14 protein-coding genes are annotated in these 16,354 nt (G+C 43.1%); 11 read left to right on the top strand and 3 right to left on the bottom strand.

The annotated features are described in order from the left end of the window. Positions 1-17: 17 nt before the first annotated feature. The 6 genes from CYL31_RS12890 (at position 18) to pssA (ending at position 5,444) form a co-directional block, all read left to right on the top strand. Positions 18-512 carry a type 1 periplasmic-binding domain-containing protein gene (locus CYL31_RS12890; RefSeq protein WP_212915617.1) on the top strand — a complete coding sequence of 165 codons (495 nt, stop codon included), beginning with the start codon at positions 18-20 and terminating at the stop codon, positions 510-512. After that, positions 512-1,261, top strand: coding sequence for an ABC transporter ATP-binding protein (locus tag CYL31_RS12885; protein WP_249411574.1), 750 nt, complete (start codon positions 512-514; stop codon positions 1,259-1,261). Before CYL31_RS12890 ends, CYL31_RS12885 begins: the two co-directional genes overlap by 1 nt. After that, positions 1,258-1,980, top strand: a complete 723-nt coding sequence (locus tag CYL31_RS12880; protein WP_212915616.1) for an ABC transporter ATP-binding protein — start codon at positions 1,258-1,260, stop codon at positions 1,978-1,980. Before CYL31_RS12885 ends, CYL31_RS12880 begins: the two co-directional genes overlap by 4 nt. Beyond that, positions 1,973-2,944: a branched-chain amino acid ABC transporter permease gene (locus CYL31_RS12875; RefSeq protein WP_212915615.1), complete on the top strand. Its 972-nt coding sequence runs from the start codon at positions 1,973-1,975 to the stop codon at positions 2,942-2,944. Before CYL31_RS12880 ends, CYL31_RS12875 begins: the two co-directional genes overlap by 8 nt. A 6-nt stretch (positions 2,945-2,950) precedes the next feature. Further along, positions 2,951-3,970: a branched-chain amino acid ABC transporter permease gene (locus CYL31_RS12870; RefSeq protein WP_212915614.1), complete on the top strand. Its 1,020-nt coding sequence runs from the start codon at positions 2,951-2,953 to the stop codon at positions 3,968-3,970. A 136-nt stretch (positions 3,971-4,106) separates the two neighbouring features. Continuing rightward, positions 4,107-5,444 carry a CDP-diacylglycerol--serine O-phosphatidyltransferase gene (gene pssA / locus CYL31_RS12865; protein ID WP_212915613.1) on the top strand — a complete coding sequence of 446 codons (1,338 nt, stop codon included), beginning with the start codon at positions 4,107-4,109 and terminating at the stop codon, positions 5,442-5,444. Positions 5,445-5,622: 178 nt separating this feature from the next. Here the strand turns inward: pssA and gbca are convergent, their stop codons facing one another. Then, entirely contained in the window at positions 5,623-6,897 is a 1,275-nt protein-coding gene (gene gbca, locus CYL31_RS12860) for a glycine betaine monooxygenase oxygenase subunit (RefSeq protein WP_212915612.1), read from the bottom strand. 270 nt (positions 6,898-7,167) lie between these two features. Here gbca and gbcB point away from each other — a divergent pair, with 270 nt between their 5' ends. The 3 genes from gbcB to CYL31_RS12845 all read left to right on the top strand — a co-directional run bounded on the left by gbcB (position 7,168) and on the right by CYL31_RS12845 (position 11,613). Next, positions 7,168-8,298 carry a glycine betaine monooxygenase reductase subunit gene (gene gbcB, locus CYL31_RS12855; RefSeq protein WP_249411573.1) on the top strand — a complete coding sequence of 377 codons (1,131 nt, stop codon included), beginning with the start codon at positions 7,168-7,170 and terminating at the stop codon, positions 8,296-8,298. A 266-nt stretch (positions 8,299-8,564) separates the two neighbouring features. After that, positions 8,565-9,668: a choline metabolism transcriptional regulator GbdR gene (gene gbdR / locus CYL31_RS12850; protein WP_212915611.1), complete on the top strand. Its 1,104-nt coding sequence runs from the start codon at positions 8,565-8,567 to the stop codon at positions 9,666-9,668. A gap of 229 nt (positions 9,669-9,897) precedes the next feature. Continuing rightward, a complete protein-coding gene (locus CYL31_RS12845; RefSeq protein WP_212915610.1) occupies positions 9,898-11,613 on the top strand; it encodes a polysaccharide lyase family protein in 1,716 nt (571 codons plus the stop codon). Positions 11,614-11,706: 93 nt separating this feature from the next. Here CYL31_RS12845 and CYL31_RS12840 read toward each other — a convergent pair whose 3' ends face one another. After that, positions 11,707-13,137, bottom strand: coding sequence for an ArnT family glycosyltransferase (locus CYL31_RS12840; protein ID WP_212915609.1), 1,431 nt, complete (start codon positions 13,135-13,137; stop codon positions 11,707-11,709). After that, complete coding sequence (locus tag CYL31_RS12835; protein ID WP_212915608.1) at positions 13,137-14,162, bottom strand: glycosyltransferase family 2 protein; 1,026 nt, start codon at positions 14,160-14,162, stop codon at positions 13,137-13,139. Before CYL31_RS12835 ends, CYL31_RS12840 begins: the two co-directional genes overlap by 1 nt. 169 nt (positions 14,163-14,331) lie before the next feature. Between CYL31_RS12835 and CYL31_RS12830 the strand changes: the two genes are divergently transcribed. Beyond that, positions 14,332-15,012, top strand: a complete 681-nt coding sequence (locus tag CYL31_RS12830; RefSeq protein ID WP_212915607.1) for a response regulator transcription factor — start codon at positions 14,332-14,334, stop codon at positions 15,010-15,012. Next, complete coding sequence (locus CYL31_RS12825; RefSeq protein WP_212915606.1) at positions 15,009-16,286, top strand: sensor histidine kinase; 1,278 nt, start codon at positions 15,009-15,011, stop codon at positions 16,284-16,286. Before CYL31_RS12830 ends, CYL31_RS12825 begins: the two co-directional genes overlap by 4 nt. Positions 16,287-16,354: the final 68 nt, after the last annotated feature.

The following is a 16,354-nucleotide window of genomic DNA, read 5'->3' as shown; positions in this document are numbered from 1 at the left end:
AAGGTTATGCACAACAGGTGAAAATTGCTCAGTTAGCCAAAGCGGGTTTGTTTCCTGCAGAGCTCGAATCGTTAGGGCGCTTAGGTTACGGCCTTCATGCTGGTGCCTATTGGCACAAAGATTTTCCATTCTTTTCTAAATCCACGGGGATGTCTTGTCCTGAAATTGCTGCGGGTTTTGAAAGCGCTGCCGGTAAGCAGTGGAATCAGCAAGTAGGTGCAAATGCTGCATTGTTTGATGCGGCGGTTGAGTCACTGATTGCATCGAGAACGCCGAAAGACAAGGTGGCTTTAGCAATGGCTATTTCCCAGTTAAAGACAGAAACAGCCGTTGGTATTGTGGATTTTACTTCTGGTCCGGTGCCGAACTGTGCGACGACAGGTTTGGTCGGCGTGCAGTGGGTGAAATCTAAGTCGGGGCCATGGGAATTTGATCTTCCTATTGTGTCTAATGCGGATCATCCGTTTGTACAGCTTACTGGTCAGATGACTCCTTACAAAATAGGGGGTTAATGATGACGATTCTTTCGACGCCGATCATAACCGGAATCGGGATAGATAAGCATTACGGTGCATTTCAAGTCTTGCATGAGGTGGATTTTTCTGTGAATAAGGGTGAAGCCGTCGGTATTGTCGGACCAAATGGCGCGGGTAAAACCACGCTGTTTGGTGTGTTGTCTGGAGCGACAACGCCTTCTGCTGGTTCGGTGATTTATCAAGGTGAAAACATTACGACTATCAATGCTGCTCAGCGTTGTCATGCTGGTATTGCTCGAACGCATCAGGTGCCTAGGCCATTTTTAGGTATGACGGTGTTTGAGAATTTACTGACCGCTGCGAACAATGGCGCAGGTCTGTCTGGTGATGACGCCGAAAAGTATGCGGTGAAGGCTTTGCAACAAACTGGTATTGCTCACCTGGCGAATCGGCCGACGGCAGCTCTGGGCTTATTGGATAGAAAACGCTTGGAGCTTGCCCGTGCCTTGGCGACGGCGCCTAAGGTGTTGTTGTTGGATGAAATTGGCGGTGGTTTGACGGAAGGCGAGTTGCATCAATTAGTCGCGCTGATTAGCGAGTTAAAAGCAGAAGGCCTGACGATTATTTGGATCGAGCATATTTTGCACGCTTTGCTGAAAGTGATTGATCGCTTGGTTTGCATGAGTGAAGGCCGAGTGATTTCGGAGGGAGTTCCTAGTGATGTGATGAATAATCCAGACGTGATGAAAGCCTACCTTGGTTCAGAATTGGAGGAGGCAATATGAGTGCTTTGGTTGTTGATCGGTTAGTGGCGAAGCATGGTTTGCTAACTGCGGTGAGAGGTGTGTCATTTTCTGTTGAGCAAGGAGAGGTTTTATCTGTGGTCGGTGCCAATGGCGCTGGTAAAACCACGTTATTTCGCACCTTAAGTGGTGTCCATTCGGTTGATTCTGGTTCAATTTTGCTTAATGACGATGATGTTTCTGAGTTGCCTGCTTACCAGCGAGTGGAGAAAGGTTTGGCTATGGTGCCAGAAGGTCGTCGTTTGTTTGTCGATATGACAGTGCGAGAAAACTTACAAATAGCTGGTGAACATGGACGTTCTGGTTCGTGGTCGTTGGATAAGGTGGTGGCGGCTTTGCCTGCTTTAGAGCCGATTCTAAATAAAGTCTCGGGTGGTTTGTCTGGCGGTCAGCGTCAGGCGGTAGCGATTGGTCGAGCGCTTATGTGTAATCCGTCGGTGTTGTTGTTAGATGAAGTGTCTCTTGGTTTATCTCCGATTGCGGTGGAAGGCTTGTACCAGTCTTTAGAACTGCTGAAGAAAAGTCAGGAAACAACCATGATCATTGTCGAGCAAGACTTGAATAGAGCCATTCGATTCTCTGATCATTTGTTGTGTTTATTAGAGGGCAAGGTGGCGCTATCTGGGCGTTCGGATGAACTGTCACACGCAGATATTACTAAGGCGTATTTTGGCTTGGAAGAGGAGGTGCTGCATGCTTGATTCTCTGATTCAAGGTCTTTTGCTAGGCGGCTATTACGCTATGTTGGCAGCTGGTTTGTCGTTGATGTTTGGTGTGGCGAAGTTTATTAATTTGGCCCACGGCGATTTGGCAATTCTCGGTGCCTATTTGGTTCTGTTTGGTGTGGATCAATTAGGATTTTCTCCTTGGTTGGCGGTATTGCTGTCTTTGCCTGTGATGGCGTTGCTTGGTTGGCTCCTGCAAAAGTTTCTTTTTACGCGGACGCAAGCGGCGGGTTTTTTATTGCCTCTGTTGGTGACCTTTGGGCTAGGCGCGGTGTTGCAAAATGGCTTGTTCGGCGTGTTTGGCTCCGATACGCGTTCTTTGGCAAATTACATTGGCGATTTGTCTTGGGATAGTTGGCAGATTACCGATGAGTTAAGTGTCGGAAAGTTGCCCGTTATGACCTTTGCTATTGCGATTTTAGTGCTGTCAGGCTTGCAGTTAATGCTCAGCTTTACACGCCTTGGGCGAGCTATTCGAGCGACGGCAAGTGATCCAGAGGCGGCAGAACTAAATGGTATTAACTCTCATGCTGTTCATCGTTCAGTAGCGGCGATTGCAATGGTGTTAACGGCATTGGCAGGTTCGTTATTGGCAATGCGAGCTCAGATAACGCCATACGATGGTCCGATGCAGTTAATCTTTGCGTTTGAGGCTGTGGTCATTGGTGGTATCGGTTCGTTGTGGGGAACCTTGGTTGGCGGCATTGTGTTGGGTATTTCTCAAAGTTTGGGTGCCACGCTGATCTCCTCTCAATGGTTTCAACTTACTGGGCATTTGGTGTTTCTTGCCGTTTTGAGTGTGCGTTTCTATGGAACCATTGCTCACCAACGAGGTGGCTGGTGGATGTTGATTAAACAGCTCGCCGGGCCGATGACTGGTTGGTCATCACAAGGTTCTATTAAAGCAAAAGCCACGAAAACAAGAATAAAAAATGGGTGATTAAATATGAAGCAATTTTCACGAGAGACTCCTGAGCGTTTTACTACAGAACGTTGGTATCAAGTAGGGCGACCTGCTTTGTTAATTGGCGTGCTTTTGTTGGTGGTGTTAGCGACGGTGCCATTTTGGAGTAGTGGTTTGGTGGTCGATAAGTTGACTACCTTGTTTGTCTATATCTTGTTAGCTGTGATGTGGAATTTATTGGCGGGCTATGCAGGGTTGGTGTCTGTTGGTCAGCAGGCATTCTTTGGTTTGGGTGCTTATTTTGCACTGCGTCTGGTGGAAATGGGTATGTCGCCTTATCTGGCTTTTTTTGTCGGTGCATTGGGCTGTTCTGTTATCGCGCTTTTTATCTCGGTGTTTGCGCTGAAATTTAAAGACGGTGAGTTTGCCATAGCTATGTGGGTGACGGCGGAAGTGATTCGGATATTGGTGATGTTTGATCCTATTGTTCAGGGTGAAACAGGTACGTCTTTGTTGGCAATGAATCAATATGAACCAGAATTTCGCCGCAATAGTAATTTCTGGTTTGGCTTGGTTGCTATGGCGGGTATGTTGGGGCTGGTTTTGTGGTTAATCAACAGCCGTATAGGTGCCGCGGCGCAAGCTATTCGTGACGATGAAGAAGCCGCTAACTCGGTGGGGATTCGTGTGATGCGAGTGAAACAAATTATTTTTGTTGTGGCAGCGTTTGGTTGCGCTTTGGCTGGTGCTATTTGGTTAGCCAGCGCAGTGACCTTTCAACCACGAACCTATTTTGGTGTGCAGTGGACTGTTTTTATGCTGTTTATGGTGCTGGTTGGCGGGTTGAAAACCTTTGAGGGCCCAATTATTGGTGCAATTGTGTTCTTTTTATTGCAGGAATTTTTAGGGGTGTATGGCGTTTGGTATTTGGCTGGGTTAGGTGTGGTGGCGATTCTTTTTGCTTTGTGTGTACCAAATGGTATTTGGGGGGAATTAGAGCAACGTCGCGGTTTAAGGCTTTTGCCAACTGGAGTGATGCTTAAATTACAGACAAAAGATTGATTTACTCCCCTTAACTTAACAGATATGGCGTGTTCGAGTTGAGGGGCTTTTTTATTCTACTATTATTTTTTAGGAAAAAAGCGGCGAATTTGTTACAGTCTGTCGTTAGTTAAAAATAAGGTAGCACCTCTGTATTATGCCCATTAGAAATTCATTCGGTTCATTGCCTACTTTTGCAGTTGAACCTGACCAATTCCATGTCCTGCAATCTGCCCTTAGTTTTCGAGAGTATTTGTTAGAAGCGATCAATAACGCGACGTCTAGGATCTATCTTGTTGCGCTTTATCTTGAAAATGATGAAGCGGGCAGGGAGGTTTTAGCGGCGGCCTATGAAGCCAAGCAGCGTAATCCTGAGTTAGATATTGTTATTTGTGTGGATTGGCATCGTGCTCAGCGCGGTTTGATCGGCGCAGAAAAAGCCAAAGGCAACGCCGCTATGTATCAGGCGTTTGCTGAAAAATATGAGCATGCGATTCCTGTTTATGGTGTGCCGGTTCGTAATCGTGAAGTATTTGGTGTTTTGCATTTAAAAGGCTTTGTTATTGACGATACGGTGATTTACAGCGGTGCGAGTTTAAATAACGTTTATCTACATTATCAGGATCGCTATCGATTTGATCGTTATCATGTTATCCATAATCCATCGCTGGCTGACAGCATGGCGGGGTTCATTCGTAACGATATGATCGAAAATCCTGCGGTGAATAATCTTGCTGAAATGGATTTGCCTTCAACGAAAGAGCTTAAACCTACGATTCGACAGTTTAGAATTTCGCTGGGCAAGTCATCTTATGGGGGCGAAAAGCAAGCGGTAGGCGTTCAACAAGTGGCTGTGACGCCCATGGTTGGTGTAGGTAAGCGTCACAATGTACTCAACCAAAAAATCATCACGTTGTTGGCTGATGCGAAACAAGAGATTGTACTTTGTACGCCTTATTTCAATTTGCCTAAGGTGGTGTTGAGAGAAGTTAAGCGCGCTATTAAGCGCGGCGTGAAGGTTCATATCGTGGTTGGTGATAAAACCGCCAACGATTTTTATATTGCGCCAGATCAGCCTTTTAAAGCCATTGGTGGTTTGCCGTATTTGTACGAGATGAATTTGCGCAAGTTTGCTCACGCTAATGAACGTTATATTGCATCGGGTGGTTTGTCGATTCACTTATGGAAGCACGACAATAATAGCTATCACCTAAAAGGGCTCTGGATAGATCGTCGTACTATGTTGTTAACGGGCAATAATGTTAACCCTAGAGCCTGGGCGCTTGATTTGGAAAACGGTTTGTTAATTGAAGATCCAAAGCAGCATTTGCTTGCTAAATTCACGGCTGAATTTGACAATATCTATCAGCATACACAGCGAATTTCATCTTATAGTCAACTTGAAACGATCCATGATTACCCAGATAAAATTCAAAGATTGTTGAAAAAAGTCATTCGTACACGAGCGGATAGATTGCTTAAGCGAATCTTGTAGATTTCTTGTTTTAAAATCAAAGGGTTGAATCTTTAAGTTTCAGCCCTTTTTTATTTGTTCTAAAGTTTTTTATGCTCAGTAAAAGTCCGTGTTATAAGCAAAAAAAACGAATCCGAAGATTCGTTTTTGGTGTTTTTTGGTTTTTTGGTTTTGTGTTGCTGAGCCACTTAAAGCTATTTTATTTAGCTTTAAGGTTCTTTTGAACAGTATTTGAGTACCATTCTAAGAAATTGATGACGCCGAATTCGTAGGTTTCTGAGTATGGACCAGGTTGGTAGCCAATGGAATTGATGCCTAGCTGGTTACGTTCGCCAAGTACCTTGTCTTGCTCGTTTGTTGCATCCCAGACTTTACGTAGGTTTTCAGTATCGTAATCAATACCTTCTACTGCGTCTTTGTGGACGAACCATTTGGTCGTAACAATGGTTTCTTGAGCGGAAACTGGTAATACACGGAATACGATGAAGTGGTCGGATTGCATGTGGTTCCAAGAGTTTGGCAAATGCAAAATACGCATGGAACCAAGCTCGCGGTTTTGAATACGACCAAGTGGTAATGAACTGGCGGAAGAGCCGTCCATTGTCATTACTTGGGTGCCTTTTTTCAGTGGCATGCGTACGATTCGGTTACGCTGTACTTCGCCAAAGCTTTTACTTTTGTGCGGAATGCCTTCTTCGTCCCATTTCGCTGCTTGAGCGTTGTAATGGTCGTGGAAGTCTTGTGGCGCGCGAGGGTCTTCGGTGTCGTCCCACTCTAGTAGTGTATTGAGTAGTTCAGGGTGACTGCCCGCACAGTGATAACATTCGCGGTTGTTTTCAAGTACTAGTTTCCAGTTAGCGCGTTCGTACATGGTGGATTCAACCGCTAATTTGGTGTTCTCCACGTCGTAGGGTTCCATGTATTCTTCAAGTGTCGACAAAAAGTCATCGAATCCGTCATCAGGCGCAGTTTTACCTAGGCAAACAAAGATAAAGCCGCCAGCAGTTTTGCAAAATGCCGATTTTAGGCCATGTTGCTTCATGTCGAAGTCTTTATTCATTTCTGTGCCAGCAAACAATAAATTGCCTTTTAGATCGTAAGTCCATTGGTGATAAGGACAAACGAGGTTGGCAACCTTGCCTCTATGTTCGGTACAAAGTATTGAGCCGCGGTGTCTACAGGTATTGTGAAAGGCGTTCACATTGCCTTCGCCATCCCGCAGGATCAGCACTGGGTTTTGCCCAATTTCGACGGTGATATAGTCGCCTTTTTTGGGGATCTCGCTGGTCATACCCACAAATAGCCATTCTTTTTGAAAGACTTCTTCCATGTCGATTCTAAACATGTGTGGGTCATTATAAAGCTGGGCGTCAAGTGAATAATTGCTAGGACGTTTTTCTAGCATATCTGTCATCGCTGTTTGGGCTTCATCTAAAGAAGCATGGCGTATATTTAGTAGGTCGTGTTGATTCATCTTTCTGGGCCTTAAATGACAAAAAGAGTGATGGAAAGCGTCTTTTAACTACGAGGCTATAGTCGCTTAATCAATAGGGAAGGAAATGACCATTAACGACAAGAGTTGATACATAAATCGACTCGCAATCGCTTGAGCTACCTAGCTTTGACTGCCATGAGCAACTAATTGTCGCGCAGAGTTAACTCGGATTGTTCAACTGGACCCAAAATGGCCCGAAATGGTGTCATTTTACTTTTAGGTACTCGACTTTAATTAAGAGATTTCAATATGACCAATTCTTCTTCTACAAATATGGTTAACGCTGATTACTTGGCGCCAGTTAATACTCAAACTTGGGTGAACGGACGTCACAATGTTCGTTGTGTGAAAGTGATTCATGAAACGTGGGATGTAAAAACATTCTGCTTTATGGCACAGCAACCGGTTATGTTCTTCTTTAAGCCAGGGCAATTTGTCACCTTGGAACTTGAGATTGAAGGCAAGCAAGTGATGCGCTCTTATACGATTTCGAGTTCACCTTCTGTTCCTTATAGCTTTTCTATTACGGTTAAACGTGTACCTGGCGGTCAAGTGTCCAATTGGTTACATGACAATATGATTATGGGGTCTGAGTTGGCCGTGCATGGTCCAGTTGGTCAATTTAACTGTATTGATTTTCCTGCTGAGAAAGTCTTAATGCTTTCTGGTGGTGTGGGTATCACTCCTGTGATGTCTATGGCACGTTGGTGGTTTGATACTAATGCGGATGTTGATATTACCTTTATTCACAGCGCGCGTTCTCCACGTGATGTTATTTATACTCGTGAACTTGATCATATGGCGGCGCGATTAGATAACTTCGGCCTGTATTTGATTGTTGAGCGCATGGAGAATGGCATGCCTTGGCAAGGCTATCGCGGCTATTTGGATGAAGCAAAACTGGATATGATCTCTCCCGATTTTATGGAAAGAGAAATCTTTTGCTGTGGTCCTGTGCCTTATATGAAAGCAGTGAAAAGCCTTCTTCAGTCAAGAGGCTTTGATATGAGCCGCTACCATGAAGAGTCGTTTGGTGCGACGCCTGTAAACGTGGTAGAAGAGGCGATTGAGCAAGCAGAAGTGGCTCAGGCGGAAGCTGATTCCGTTAATCAAGCTGATTTGATGAGAGTTGAATTTTCAAATAGCGGTAAGAGCATTCAAATTATGGCTGGTGAAACCTTACACAATGCCGCTGCAAGACTAGATTTAATGATCCCGAAAGCCTGTGGTATGGGGATTTGCGGTACATGCAAAGTACTTGTCAAAGAAGGCCAAACGCAAATGGATCATAATGGCGGGATTACAGATGAAGATGTTGAAGCTGGTTATGTTCTTTCTTGCTGTACCGTGCCTCAATCTGATGTGGTTATTGAATACTAAATTTTATGAAATAAAGTGTTCCTTAAAAAGGCACTTATGGTCTATATTGGTGCATGGCATGGTATTGATTTTAGTAAAAAAGGAAAGGGCTACATTTTCACTGTCTTAGTCCTAGATTTTTGTCTTTTACTGTGTGAATTGAGAACTTTGTGTTTCCTTAGAAAAATAAAAAAAAGTATGTTTTATCGATATTAATTAGGGTTATCTAGATAACTTGGTCTGGATCTTGCCTAGCAATATAGATGCGCATATATGAGGACATTAATATGGAAAATACCCCCCTAGCTTTTGATGCAAGAAGCACAACTAAAGTAGGTTTTCTGTTGCTCGATCATTTTACAATGATCGCGCTTGCTTCTTCTATAGAACCGCTGCGAATGGCTAACCAGTTGTCAGCAGAAGAGTTGTATAGTTGGAGCTTGATTTCTGAAAGTGGTCAGCCTGTCACGGCAAGTGATGGTTTAGTTTTGACCCCAGATTTGTCTATGGAAGAAAGTGGTGAGTTTGATTTGATTATTGTCGCTGGTGGCGTTGATATCACACGAACTTTTACCGCAAAGCAAGTTTCTTGGCTGATGAAACAATCGCGCAAAGGTGTTCAGCTTGGAGGTATTTGTACCGGCGCTTATGTCCTTGCTTATGCCGGTTTGCTAAATGGTTATCAATGTAGTGTGCATTGGGAATGTTTAACGGCTTTGCAAGAAGCCTTCCCAAAAGTTAATTGTAACAACAAGCTATTCTCCATAGATAAAGATCGCATGACGTCTTCTGGTGGCAGTGCGCCGATGGACATGTTTTTAAACATGATGACCAAGCAGCACGGCCCTAAATTATCCAATGCCATTTCCGATATGTTTATTTGCGATCGTATTCGTAATGAATCCGATCAGCAGCGCATGCCAATGCGTCAGTTTAATAGTGCAGGAGTTTGCACGCCGAAGCTGGTGGATGTGATCGAGTTAATGGAAAACAACTTGGAAGAACCTATTGAGCTAGATGAATTGGCGACTTTTGTTGACGTGTCTCGTCGTCAAATTGAGCGTATGTTTCATCGCCATTTAGATTGTTCACCATCACGCTTTTATTTACGTTTACGACTCGAACGAGCGCGTAAATTGTTAAAGCAATCGAATATGTCGATTGTAGAAATCTCCATGGCGTGTGGATTTATATCGACGCCGCATTTTAGTCGCTGCTATCGCAAACACATTGGTGTCTCTCCTCGTGATGAGCGAAAAATTGCATGGAAAGGTGAAACCTCTGAGGCTCTGAAAGCTGAAAAAGATGATTCGATTGTCTATATTCCCCATGCCCATGATGCGTTAAATCATTCGCATACTGAGCCGAGTTATGGGTCGGTTGCTGTGTAAAACTGCTAACTCTTTCTGATAAAAGCCTGAGTTTTATTAGTGATAATACGACTTGGGCTTTTTTGTGTGATTGTTTTTTTGATAAAACGTGATGGCAAAATAAAAGAAACGCATTTTTATTTATTTGTATTGATTTCCTTTTGTTAGTACAACTAGTCAGGGCGACAAGTTAGAGCAAAGTGCATTGTTAGCCCGATGGATGACAAGATAACAATAAAAGGAGACCTCCATGAAACCTTCCATTAGTCTTTTGGCGTTACTCGCTTTGTTTTATCAAGCGTCGGCCCAAGGCCTTTCTTTAAGCGAAAGTGAAGACCGTTATGTGCTTGATAATGGTTTAATTCAACTAACTTTATCTAAACAAGGTGATGCTCTATCTTTGATTAAAGACGGGGAGAACCTTGTCAAAAAACTGAGTGGTGTGAGCCGAGATCCGAATAAAACGCGTAGTTTCTATTTGGATTATCACACTGGAGTTTCAGGTGGTGCGACGAATTTTATCGCAGCATCTAGCGAAGTGCTCGAGAACAGTGATGAGCAAATTCATCTGCGTTTTGACGGTAAATCAAGCGATCATATTTTATTGGAATATCATTACATTTTGCGCCCAGGTGTTAGTGGTGTTTACAATTATGTTGTCGCGAAAAATCAACATGACTCTGTTACGCGATTAGCTGAGTTGCGTACGGTTTATCGTTTTGATTCTGCTTTAATGCCGCATCTTTATAATGGTGAAACGCTCGCTACACCACCAAGCTATGCATCTTTAGAAAACAGTGAGTTTGTGCAAGACGAAACTTGGCGTCTGTCTAATGGCGATGTTTATAGTAAATATGATTTGGTGAATTATCAGCGTGAAAGCAACTTGTGGGGAGTATTAGGCGAGAAATTTGGCGCGTGGGTTATTCCTGCTAGTCACGAATATTATTCAGGGGATTTGCTAAATCAAGAGTTACTGGTTCATCAAGATGCTATTGCGCTTAATTATTTAACTGGCGCTCATCTTGGTTCTCCTGATTTGCAAGCTCCTCCAGGGTGGCAAAAAATATACGGCCCTTGGTTAGTCTATGTGAATAAGGCAGTAACCCCCCAACAACTTATTAAAAATGCTCAGCAGCGAGCTTCTATAGAGCAAGCTAAATGGCCTTATGACTGGCTAAAAGACACTCGATATGAGCACCAACGGGCTTCTTTGAAGGGGAATGTGAAAACTAAGGTTCCTGTGGTAGTAACTTTAAGTAACGATCCAAATGCTGAGTTCGATCAGCAGACTTTAGGCTATTTCTATTCGTCTAAAACGAATGCTCAAGGTAATTATGCGATTGCCAATGTCGTGCCAGGTGATTATCGGCTTGCTGTGTATGCGACATCAGGCTCTCAAACAGGTATTTTGTATGAGAGCTCTGTCACTCTAAAAGCTGGAAGTCAGGTTAAGCCAATCGAGTTGCCTTTATCAACACAGACAAGGCTATGGCAAATAGGCCAAGCAAATCGTCGAGCGGATGAATTTAAGTTCGCAGGCGAGCCTCGAAATAATCGTTGGCAACACGAAACGCCTGTTAGTTTGATTTACGATATTGGGAAAAGTAATGAAAAAGAAGATTGGTACTATGCACAAACCAAACCGGGTATTTGGCAGGTAAACTTTGATTTAGATAAAGTGGCCGACGCTAAACTTAATATCGCGTTTGCTGCGGCGAGTAATAGTGGCATGGGGAAAGCGACGACGGCACCTAGGTTGCTTGTTCGACTTAATGGCAAGCTGCTCAAAGAAGTGCACTATGCTAATGATAAAGCTATTTATCGAAGTGCGATGCAAAGCGGACGTTATCATGCAGAGACACTGGATGTTCCTGCTGAGCATTTAAAGAACCAAGGTAATCAGCTTGAGTTTGAAGTGCTTGGCGGGGCGTTTATGTATGATGTGATCAGTTTAAACCGCTAGATATATGCTATAAAAAAACACAAAGAAGCTTCAGCTCCTTTGTGTTTTTTTATAGCTCAATTTCTTGGGAATTCGTAATTCTATCAATTGCCATTATTGAGAAGGTTGGCAATACAGCAGTATTTCCCTATCGGTTTTGTCTCTTTCACCGCATGACCAGTTTGAATACACAGTATGATCATTCGCGGCTTGAACGATGAAAAATGCTTTGCTCTGTGTTGGTAGCCAAGAGTTTACATCGGTTGAGCGCTGTTTTGCCTTACCTGATGAATAGTATTGGCCAGAGAAAGGGCGTTTATGCAGATAAAATAAATCGCTTTGTGTGGCTTCTGGTTGTTGTTTCCAAACCGCAAGTATTTTGTCTTCTGAGCGTTTTGGCACTAAATCGAAATGTAACACGCTGATTAGTACAATAAGCAAAAATGGCGTGATGAAGCCGACTTTATAGAGCCAGCTTTGTAATGGTCTTTGGCTATGAAGATGCACCAATAATAATGCCATGGCTGGCAGTGCTGGCATCACGTAGCTGGCTAAAATATTGCCCGAAAAGCTGAATAAAATCATCGGCGACAACATCCAAAATAACAAGAAAGTGCCGAATCCATCTGAACTTTCTTCAACGTCTTTGTCGTCTTTTATCGTGCGAATCCATTGCCAGATGACAAGTGGGCTCCAAGGCAACATAGACATCAAGGCGTAAAACCAAATAGTGCCGCGAGTTCTTTCATGCGCACTGCCATATAAGTCACCCTGCCAGCCACTGACGATGAAGCGTTTAATATGTTCACCAACGATGAAGTAATCTAGAAACCCCGGTGTTTTGTATTCCGCAATGGCATACCAAGGCACGCAAATAACAAGAAACAGTAAGGTGCCAACTCCCCAAGGTAAAGTGTTCCATAGTTTTTTCCAGCGGCCGTTAGGGAGCAGCCAAATAGTCAAACTTATGCCAATCAATACAATTGCTAATGGGCCTTTTGACAGCATGCCTAATGCTAAACCAACAAAAAACAAATAGCCCCAGATCTTGCCTTTGTTGCTCCATGCTTGCCAGAAGCTAATCATACTTAGAGCAATAGAAAAGGTGAGGGCCGTATCTGTCATTACCGCGCCACTTAAGACAATAAATGAGACGGTAGATGCTAAGATGCTGGCAGCAAAAAATCCCATGCTTGATGATTGGAAATGATCTTTTGCCAGTTTATAAACTAACCCAATCACTCCTAACCCAACGATGAGATGAGGTACGCGAGCAGCGAATTCATTGACGCCAAATAGGTTGAATCCAAGGCTGCTTAACCAAGTGAAAATGGGCGGTTTTCCCCAAAATGGCACATTGTAGTCAAACATTGGCGTGATCCAGTTGCCAGTTTCGAACATGATGCGCGCCATTTCACCGTAACGCGCTTCGGTGGTGTCCATCAATGGGTAGAGGGATAAAGAAAGAAAGCGCAATACTAAGCAGCTAATCAACAATGTGATCAGCAGTTTTGCAGACGGCAATGATAAGGTCGGTTGTTGCATTATTCAGAGTCCGAGTATTTGAAAGTGGGTTTTGTCATAGCATCTTCCATGAGTACATACAAAGGTCGTTGTTTGGATTCAATAAATAAGCGACCAACGTATTCGCCCAGCACTCCAATAGATAAGAGCTGAATGCCACCTAAAAATAGTACGACGAGTATTGTCGATGGGTAACCAGCAACAGGGTCACCCCAAACGATGGTTTTGGTGAAAATAACCAGAGCCATAATAAAAGCGATAGCTGACGTGGTTAGGCCAGCCATGGTTGCCCAGCGTAATGGTTTGGTGCTGAATGAGGTAATGCCTTCCAGAGCTAAATGAATGAGTTTTGGGTAGTTCCACTTGGTATCACCAGCCAAACGGGGGTCGCGGTCAAAGGTGAGGACTTTACGAGTAAAGCCAGGCCAAGCAAGTAAGCCTTTCATAAAGCGGGTTCTTTCTGGCAAGGTGTTAATAACCTTGACGACTTTTTGATCCATTAGGCGAAAGTCACCGACGTTTTCGGTAATCGGGTGATCGCTAATTTTGGACATAAAGCGATAGAAACAATGTGCTGTGGTGCGTTTTAACCAACTTTCTCCGTGACGCTCGCGACGTTGCATCTCGACGACTTGAGCGCCATCTTGCCATGCTTGTACCATCGCAGAAATATATTCAGGTGGATCTTGTAAATCTGCGTCAAGTAGAATGACACAGCGGCCTGATGCGGCTTTCATTCCCGCGCTCATTGCCGCTTCTTTGCCAAAATTTCGGCTTAATCGTAAGCTGCGTATTTGATGTAAAGGGTGCTTAAAATGACTCACTAATTCCCAGCTGTTGTCACTACTACCGTCATCAATGTAGATGACTTCACAATGCTGCTGTAGTTTAGAAAGTGCCTCACAGACACGTAGGTGGCAAACAGCCAATACATCCGCTTCATTTAAAAAGGGGATAATTACGGATACCAAAGGTTGTGCCTTGACTGCTGGTTCCTTTGCCGCGGATTCAACGTTCGCGTATTGTCTATATGGAATGGCGCTCATTGATGTTCTCCTGAATACGGAAAAATTCGTTGAGTACATCCTAATAAAAGTGGTGTCGCAAAAAGGTGATTCACTTTTTTTTCATGCTTTTATGTGACAATTCAGCTTTATTAGCCCACTCTTTTTTTACAGCACTTTTTTATAGCGCTTTTTGATAATTGAGAAAAATATGAAATTACTATTAGTAGAAGATCACAAAGATATTGCTGGCGTAATCTTTGATTACTTTGAAATCAAAGATTACGTATTAGATTACGCGAACAATGGTTTACAAGGGTATGAGTTAGCAAAAGCCGAACATTATGATGCCATTATTTTAGATGTTATGTTGCCTAAAATGGACGGATTAACGGTATGTAAATCATTGCGTGAAGCAGGCATTGATACACCTATATTAATGCTCACGGCCCGCGACACTAAAGATGATATTTTGACGGGTTTTGACCATTTAGCTGACGATTATTTAGTGAAGCCTTTTGATTTGGAAATCCTTGATTCTCGATTGCAAGCCTTAGTAAGAAGACGAAAGGGTAGTGTGGCCAATCGGACGTTAACCTTCGGTAATTTATCTTTGGATATGAATACTCGAGTGTTGCAGCGTGAAGGTGGCCGTTACTCTTTAAATCCTTCTCAATACACCATTTTAAAATGCCTTATTCAAAAAGCGCCTGATGTGGTATCAAAAGATGAAATTTGCGATGCCTTATGGGGTGATGAAGAGCCTGATAGCAAAGTATTACGCAGTCATATTTATCAATTACGTAGTTTGATTGATCGACCTTTTGAGCATGCTTATTTAAGAACTGTCTCTAAGGTGGGTTATCGTCTTGTTGCTGAAGGTGATGAATGAAACAAATTAAATCCGCGAAACAGCTTACCTTCACTTATTTTTCGATTGTAGCATTCGCTATTATTGCATTTCATTTTTCTATGTTTACGTCGATGATTGAAAACATAGAAATGATTTATGCAGAAAACCGCATGTTAAAGGACAAAAATACTGGGATTGCTTTGTTAAATGGCACTCAGTTAACTCATGTTTCTGTGCCGCCTTTTTCTGAAGTCTATGTGGGGAAAGAAAACTTACCGTCTGGGGTGGTTCTTGCTGAGAATACTAAAGATGATAAGCCTTATGAATTAGACAAAGAATCAGATACGACGCTAGAAATGTTTTCCATGCATTCTAAAGCTATGCTGAATGGTGAGTTAAAAGATATTTATGTGATTCATTACGACGAGATTTATGAAATCTCTGAAGAGCAGATGTTTGAAACACAAAGTACTCAGCTAGTGTTGTCTCTGTTGTTATTGATCGTCAGTTTGTGGGTGGTCATGCGAATATCTGATCGTTTAACCAAGCCGCTTGCCCAACTTTCTAAAAGTCTTGGTGATAGAACGCCTGCCAATTTGTCTGCGATTGAATTGCCAGAAGGGGCGGCAACACGTGAAATCCGTCATCTGGTGGATCGATTAAATAGTTACCAAAATCAAATTCGAGAATTGATTCAGCGAGAGAGAGCTTTTAACCGCTATGCGAGTCATGAGTTACGCACGCCTCTTATGGTCATGAAAGGCGCGACAACCTTGATAGGCAAATCTGATTCTAAAGAATTTTTAGAGCGTCAACGAGTGCGCATGGTTCAAGCCTGCCAAGAGATGGAAGACTACATCGCGACTCTGTTGTCTCTGACTCGTGATGAAGATTTGGCTGCGATTGCTTCACGGGTTGTGCAAGATAGCGAATTTGAAGATATTCGACAAATGCATTTGGGCTACTTAACTGGCAAGTCTGTCACAGTTGATATTGTAAAAAACGGTGAAGTTATTACCAAGTTACCTGTTCCTACTTTTCATATTTTAGTGGGGAATCTGCTGAAAAATGCCATGGCTTGCACCGAAGAAGGCTATGTGAATATCGTGGTATCTGAAAATGAGTTGTCTATTGTTGATACAGGTTGCGGTTTGAGCGGCAAACCGGGTGGTGAAAGTTATGGTTTAGGATTGATGATAGTGCGCGATATTTGCGCTAAGTATCATTGTTCTTTCTCTTTGAGTGATAATTTATCGATAGACAGTGGCGCGCCAGGGTGTACGGCGAAAGTAATTTTTCCAAGTGGTGCATAAGTTTTTCTGAGAATATATATTGAAAAAGTGAATGGGTTAGAACCGATATCAGCATAAATCAATCAAGT

Source organism: Marinomonas sp. A3A, assembly GCF_018336955.1.
Taxonomy (GTDB): Bacteria; Pseudomonadota; Gammaproteobacteria; order Pseudomonadales; family Marinomonadaceae; genus Marinomonas; species Marinomonas lutimaris.
Note: the sequence above shows the minus strand (reverse complement) of the source record. Positions and strands in the feature narration are given on the sequence as shown.

Excerpts from the sequence above, each read along its gene's own strand:
- CYL31_RS12885 (WP_249411574.1), top strand. The coding sequence starts at position 512 with ATGATGACGATTCTTTCGACGCCGATCATAACCGGAATCGGGATAGAT.
- CYL31_RS12880 (WP_212915616.1), top strand. The coding sequence starts at position 1,258 with ATGAGTGCTTTGGTTGTTGATCGGTTAGTGGCGAAGCATGGTTTGCTA.
- CYL31_RS12875 (WP_212915615.1), top strand. The coding sequence starts at position 1,973 with ATGCTTGATTCTCTGATTCAAGGTCTTTTGCTAGGCGGCTATTACGCT.
- CYL31_RS12870 (WP_212915614.1), top strand. The coding sequence starts at position 2,951 with ATGAAGCAATTTTCACGAGAGACTCCTGAGCGTTTTACTACAGAACGT.
- pssA (WP_212915613.1), top strand. The coding sequence starts at position 4,107 with ATGCCCATTAGAAATTCATTCGGTTCATTGCCTACTTTTGCAGTTGAA.
- gbca (WP_212915612.1), bottom strand. The coding sequence starts at position 6,897 with ATGAATCAACACGACCTACTAAATATACGCCATGCTTCTTTAGATGAA.
- gbcB (WP_249411573.1), top strand. The coding sequence starts at position 7,168 with ATGACCAATTCTTCTTCTACAAATATGGTTAACGCTGATTACTTGGCG.
- gbdR (WP_212915611.1), top strand. The coding sequence starts at position 8,565 with ATGGAAAATACCCCCCTAGCTTTTGATGCAAGAAGCACAACTAAAGTA.
- CYL31_RS12845 (WP_212915610.1), top strand. The coding sequence starts at position 9,898 with ATGAAACCTTCCATTAGTCTTTTGGCGTTACTCGCTTTGTTTTATCAA.
- CYL31_RS12840 (WP_212915609.1), bottom strand. The coding sequence starts at position 13,137 with ATGCAACAACCGACCTTATCATTGCCGTCTGCAAAACTGCTGATCACA.
- CYL31_RS12835 (WP_212915608.1), bottom strand. The coding sequence starts at position 14,162 with ATGAGCGCCATTCCATATAGACAATACGCGAACGTTGAATCCGCGGCA.
- CYL31_RS12830 (WP_212915607.1), top strand. The coding sequence starts at position 14,332 with ATGAAATTACTATTAGTAGAAGATCACAAAGATATTGCTGGCGTAATC.
- CYL31_RS12825 (WP_212915606.1), top strand. The coding sequence starts at position 15,009 with ATGAAACAAATTAAATCCGCGAAACAGCTTACCTTCACTTATTTTTCG.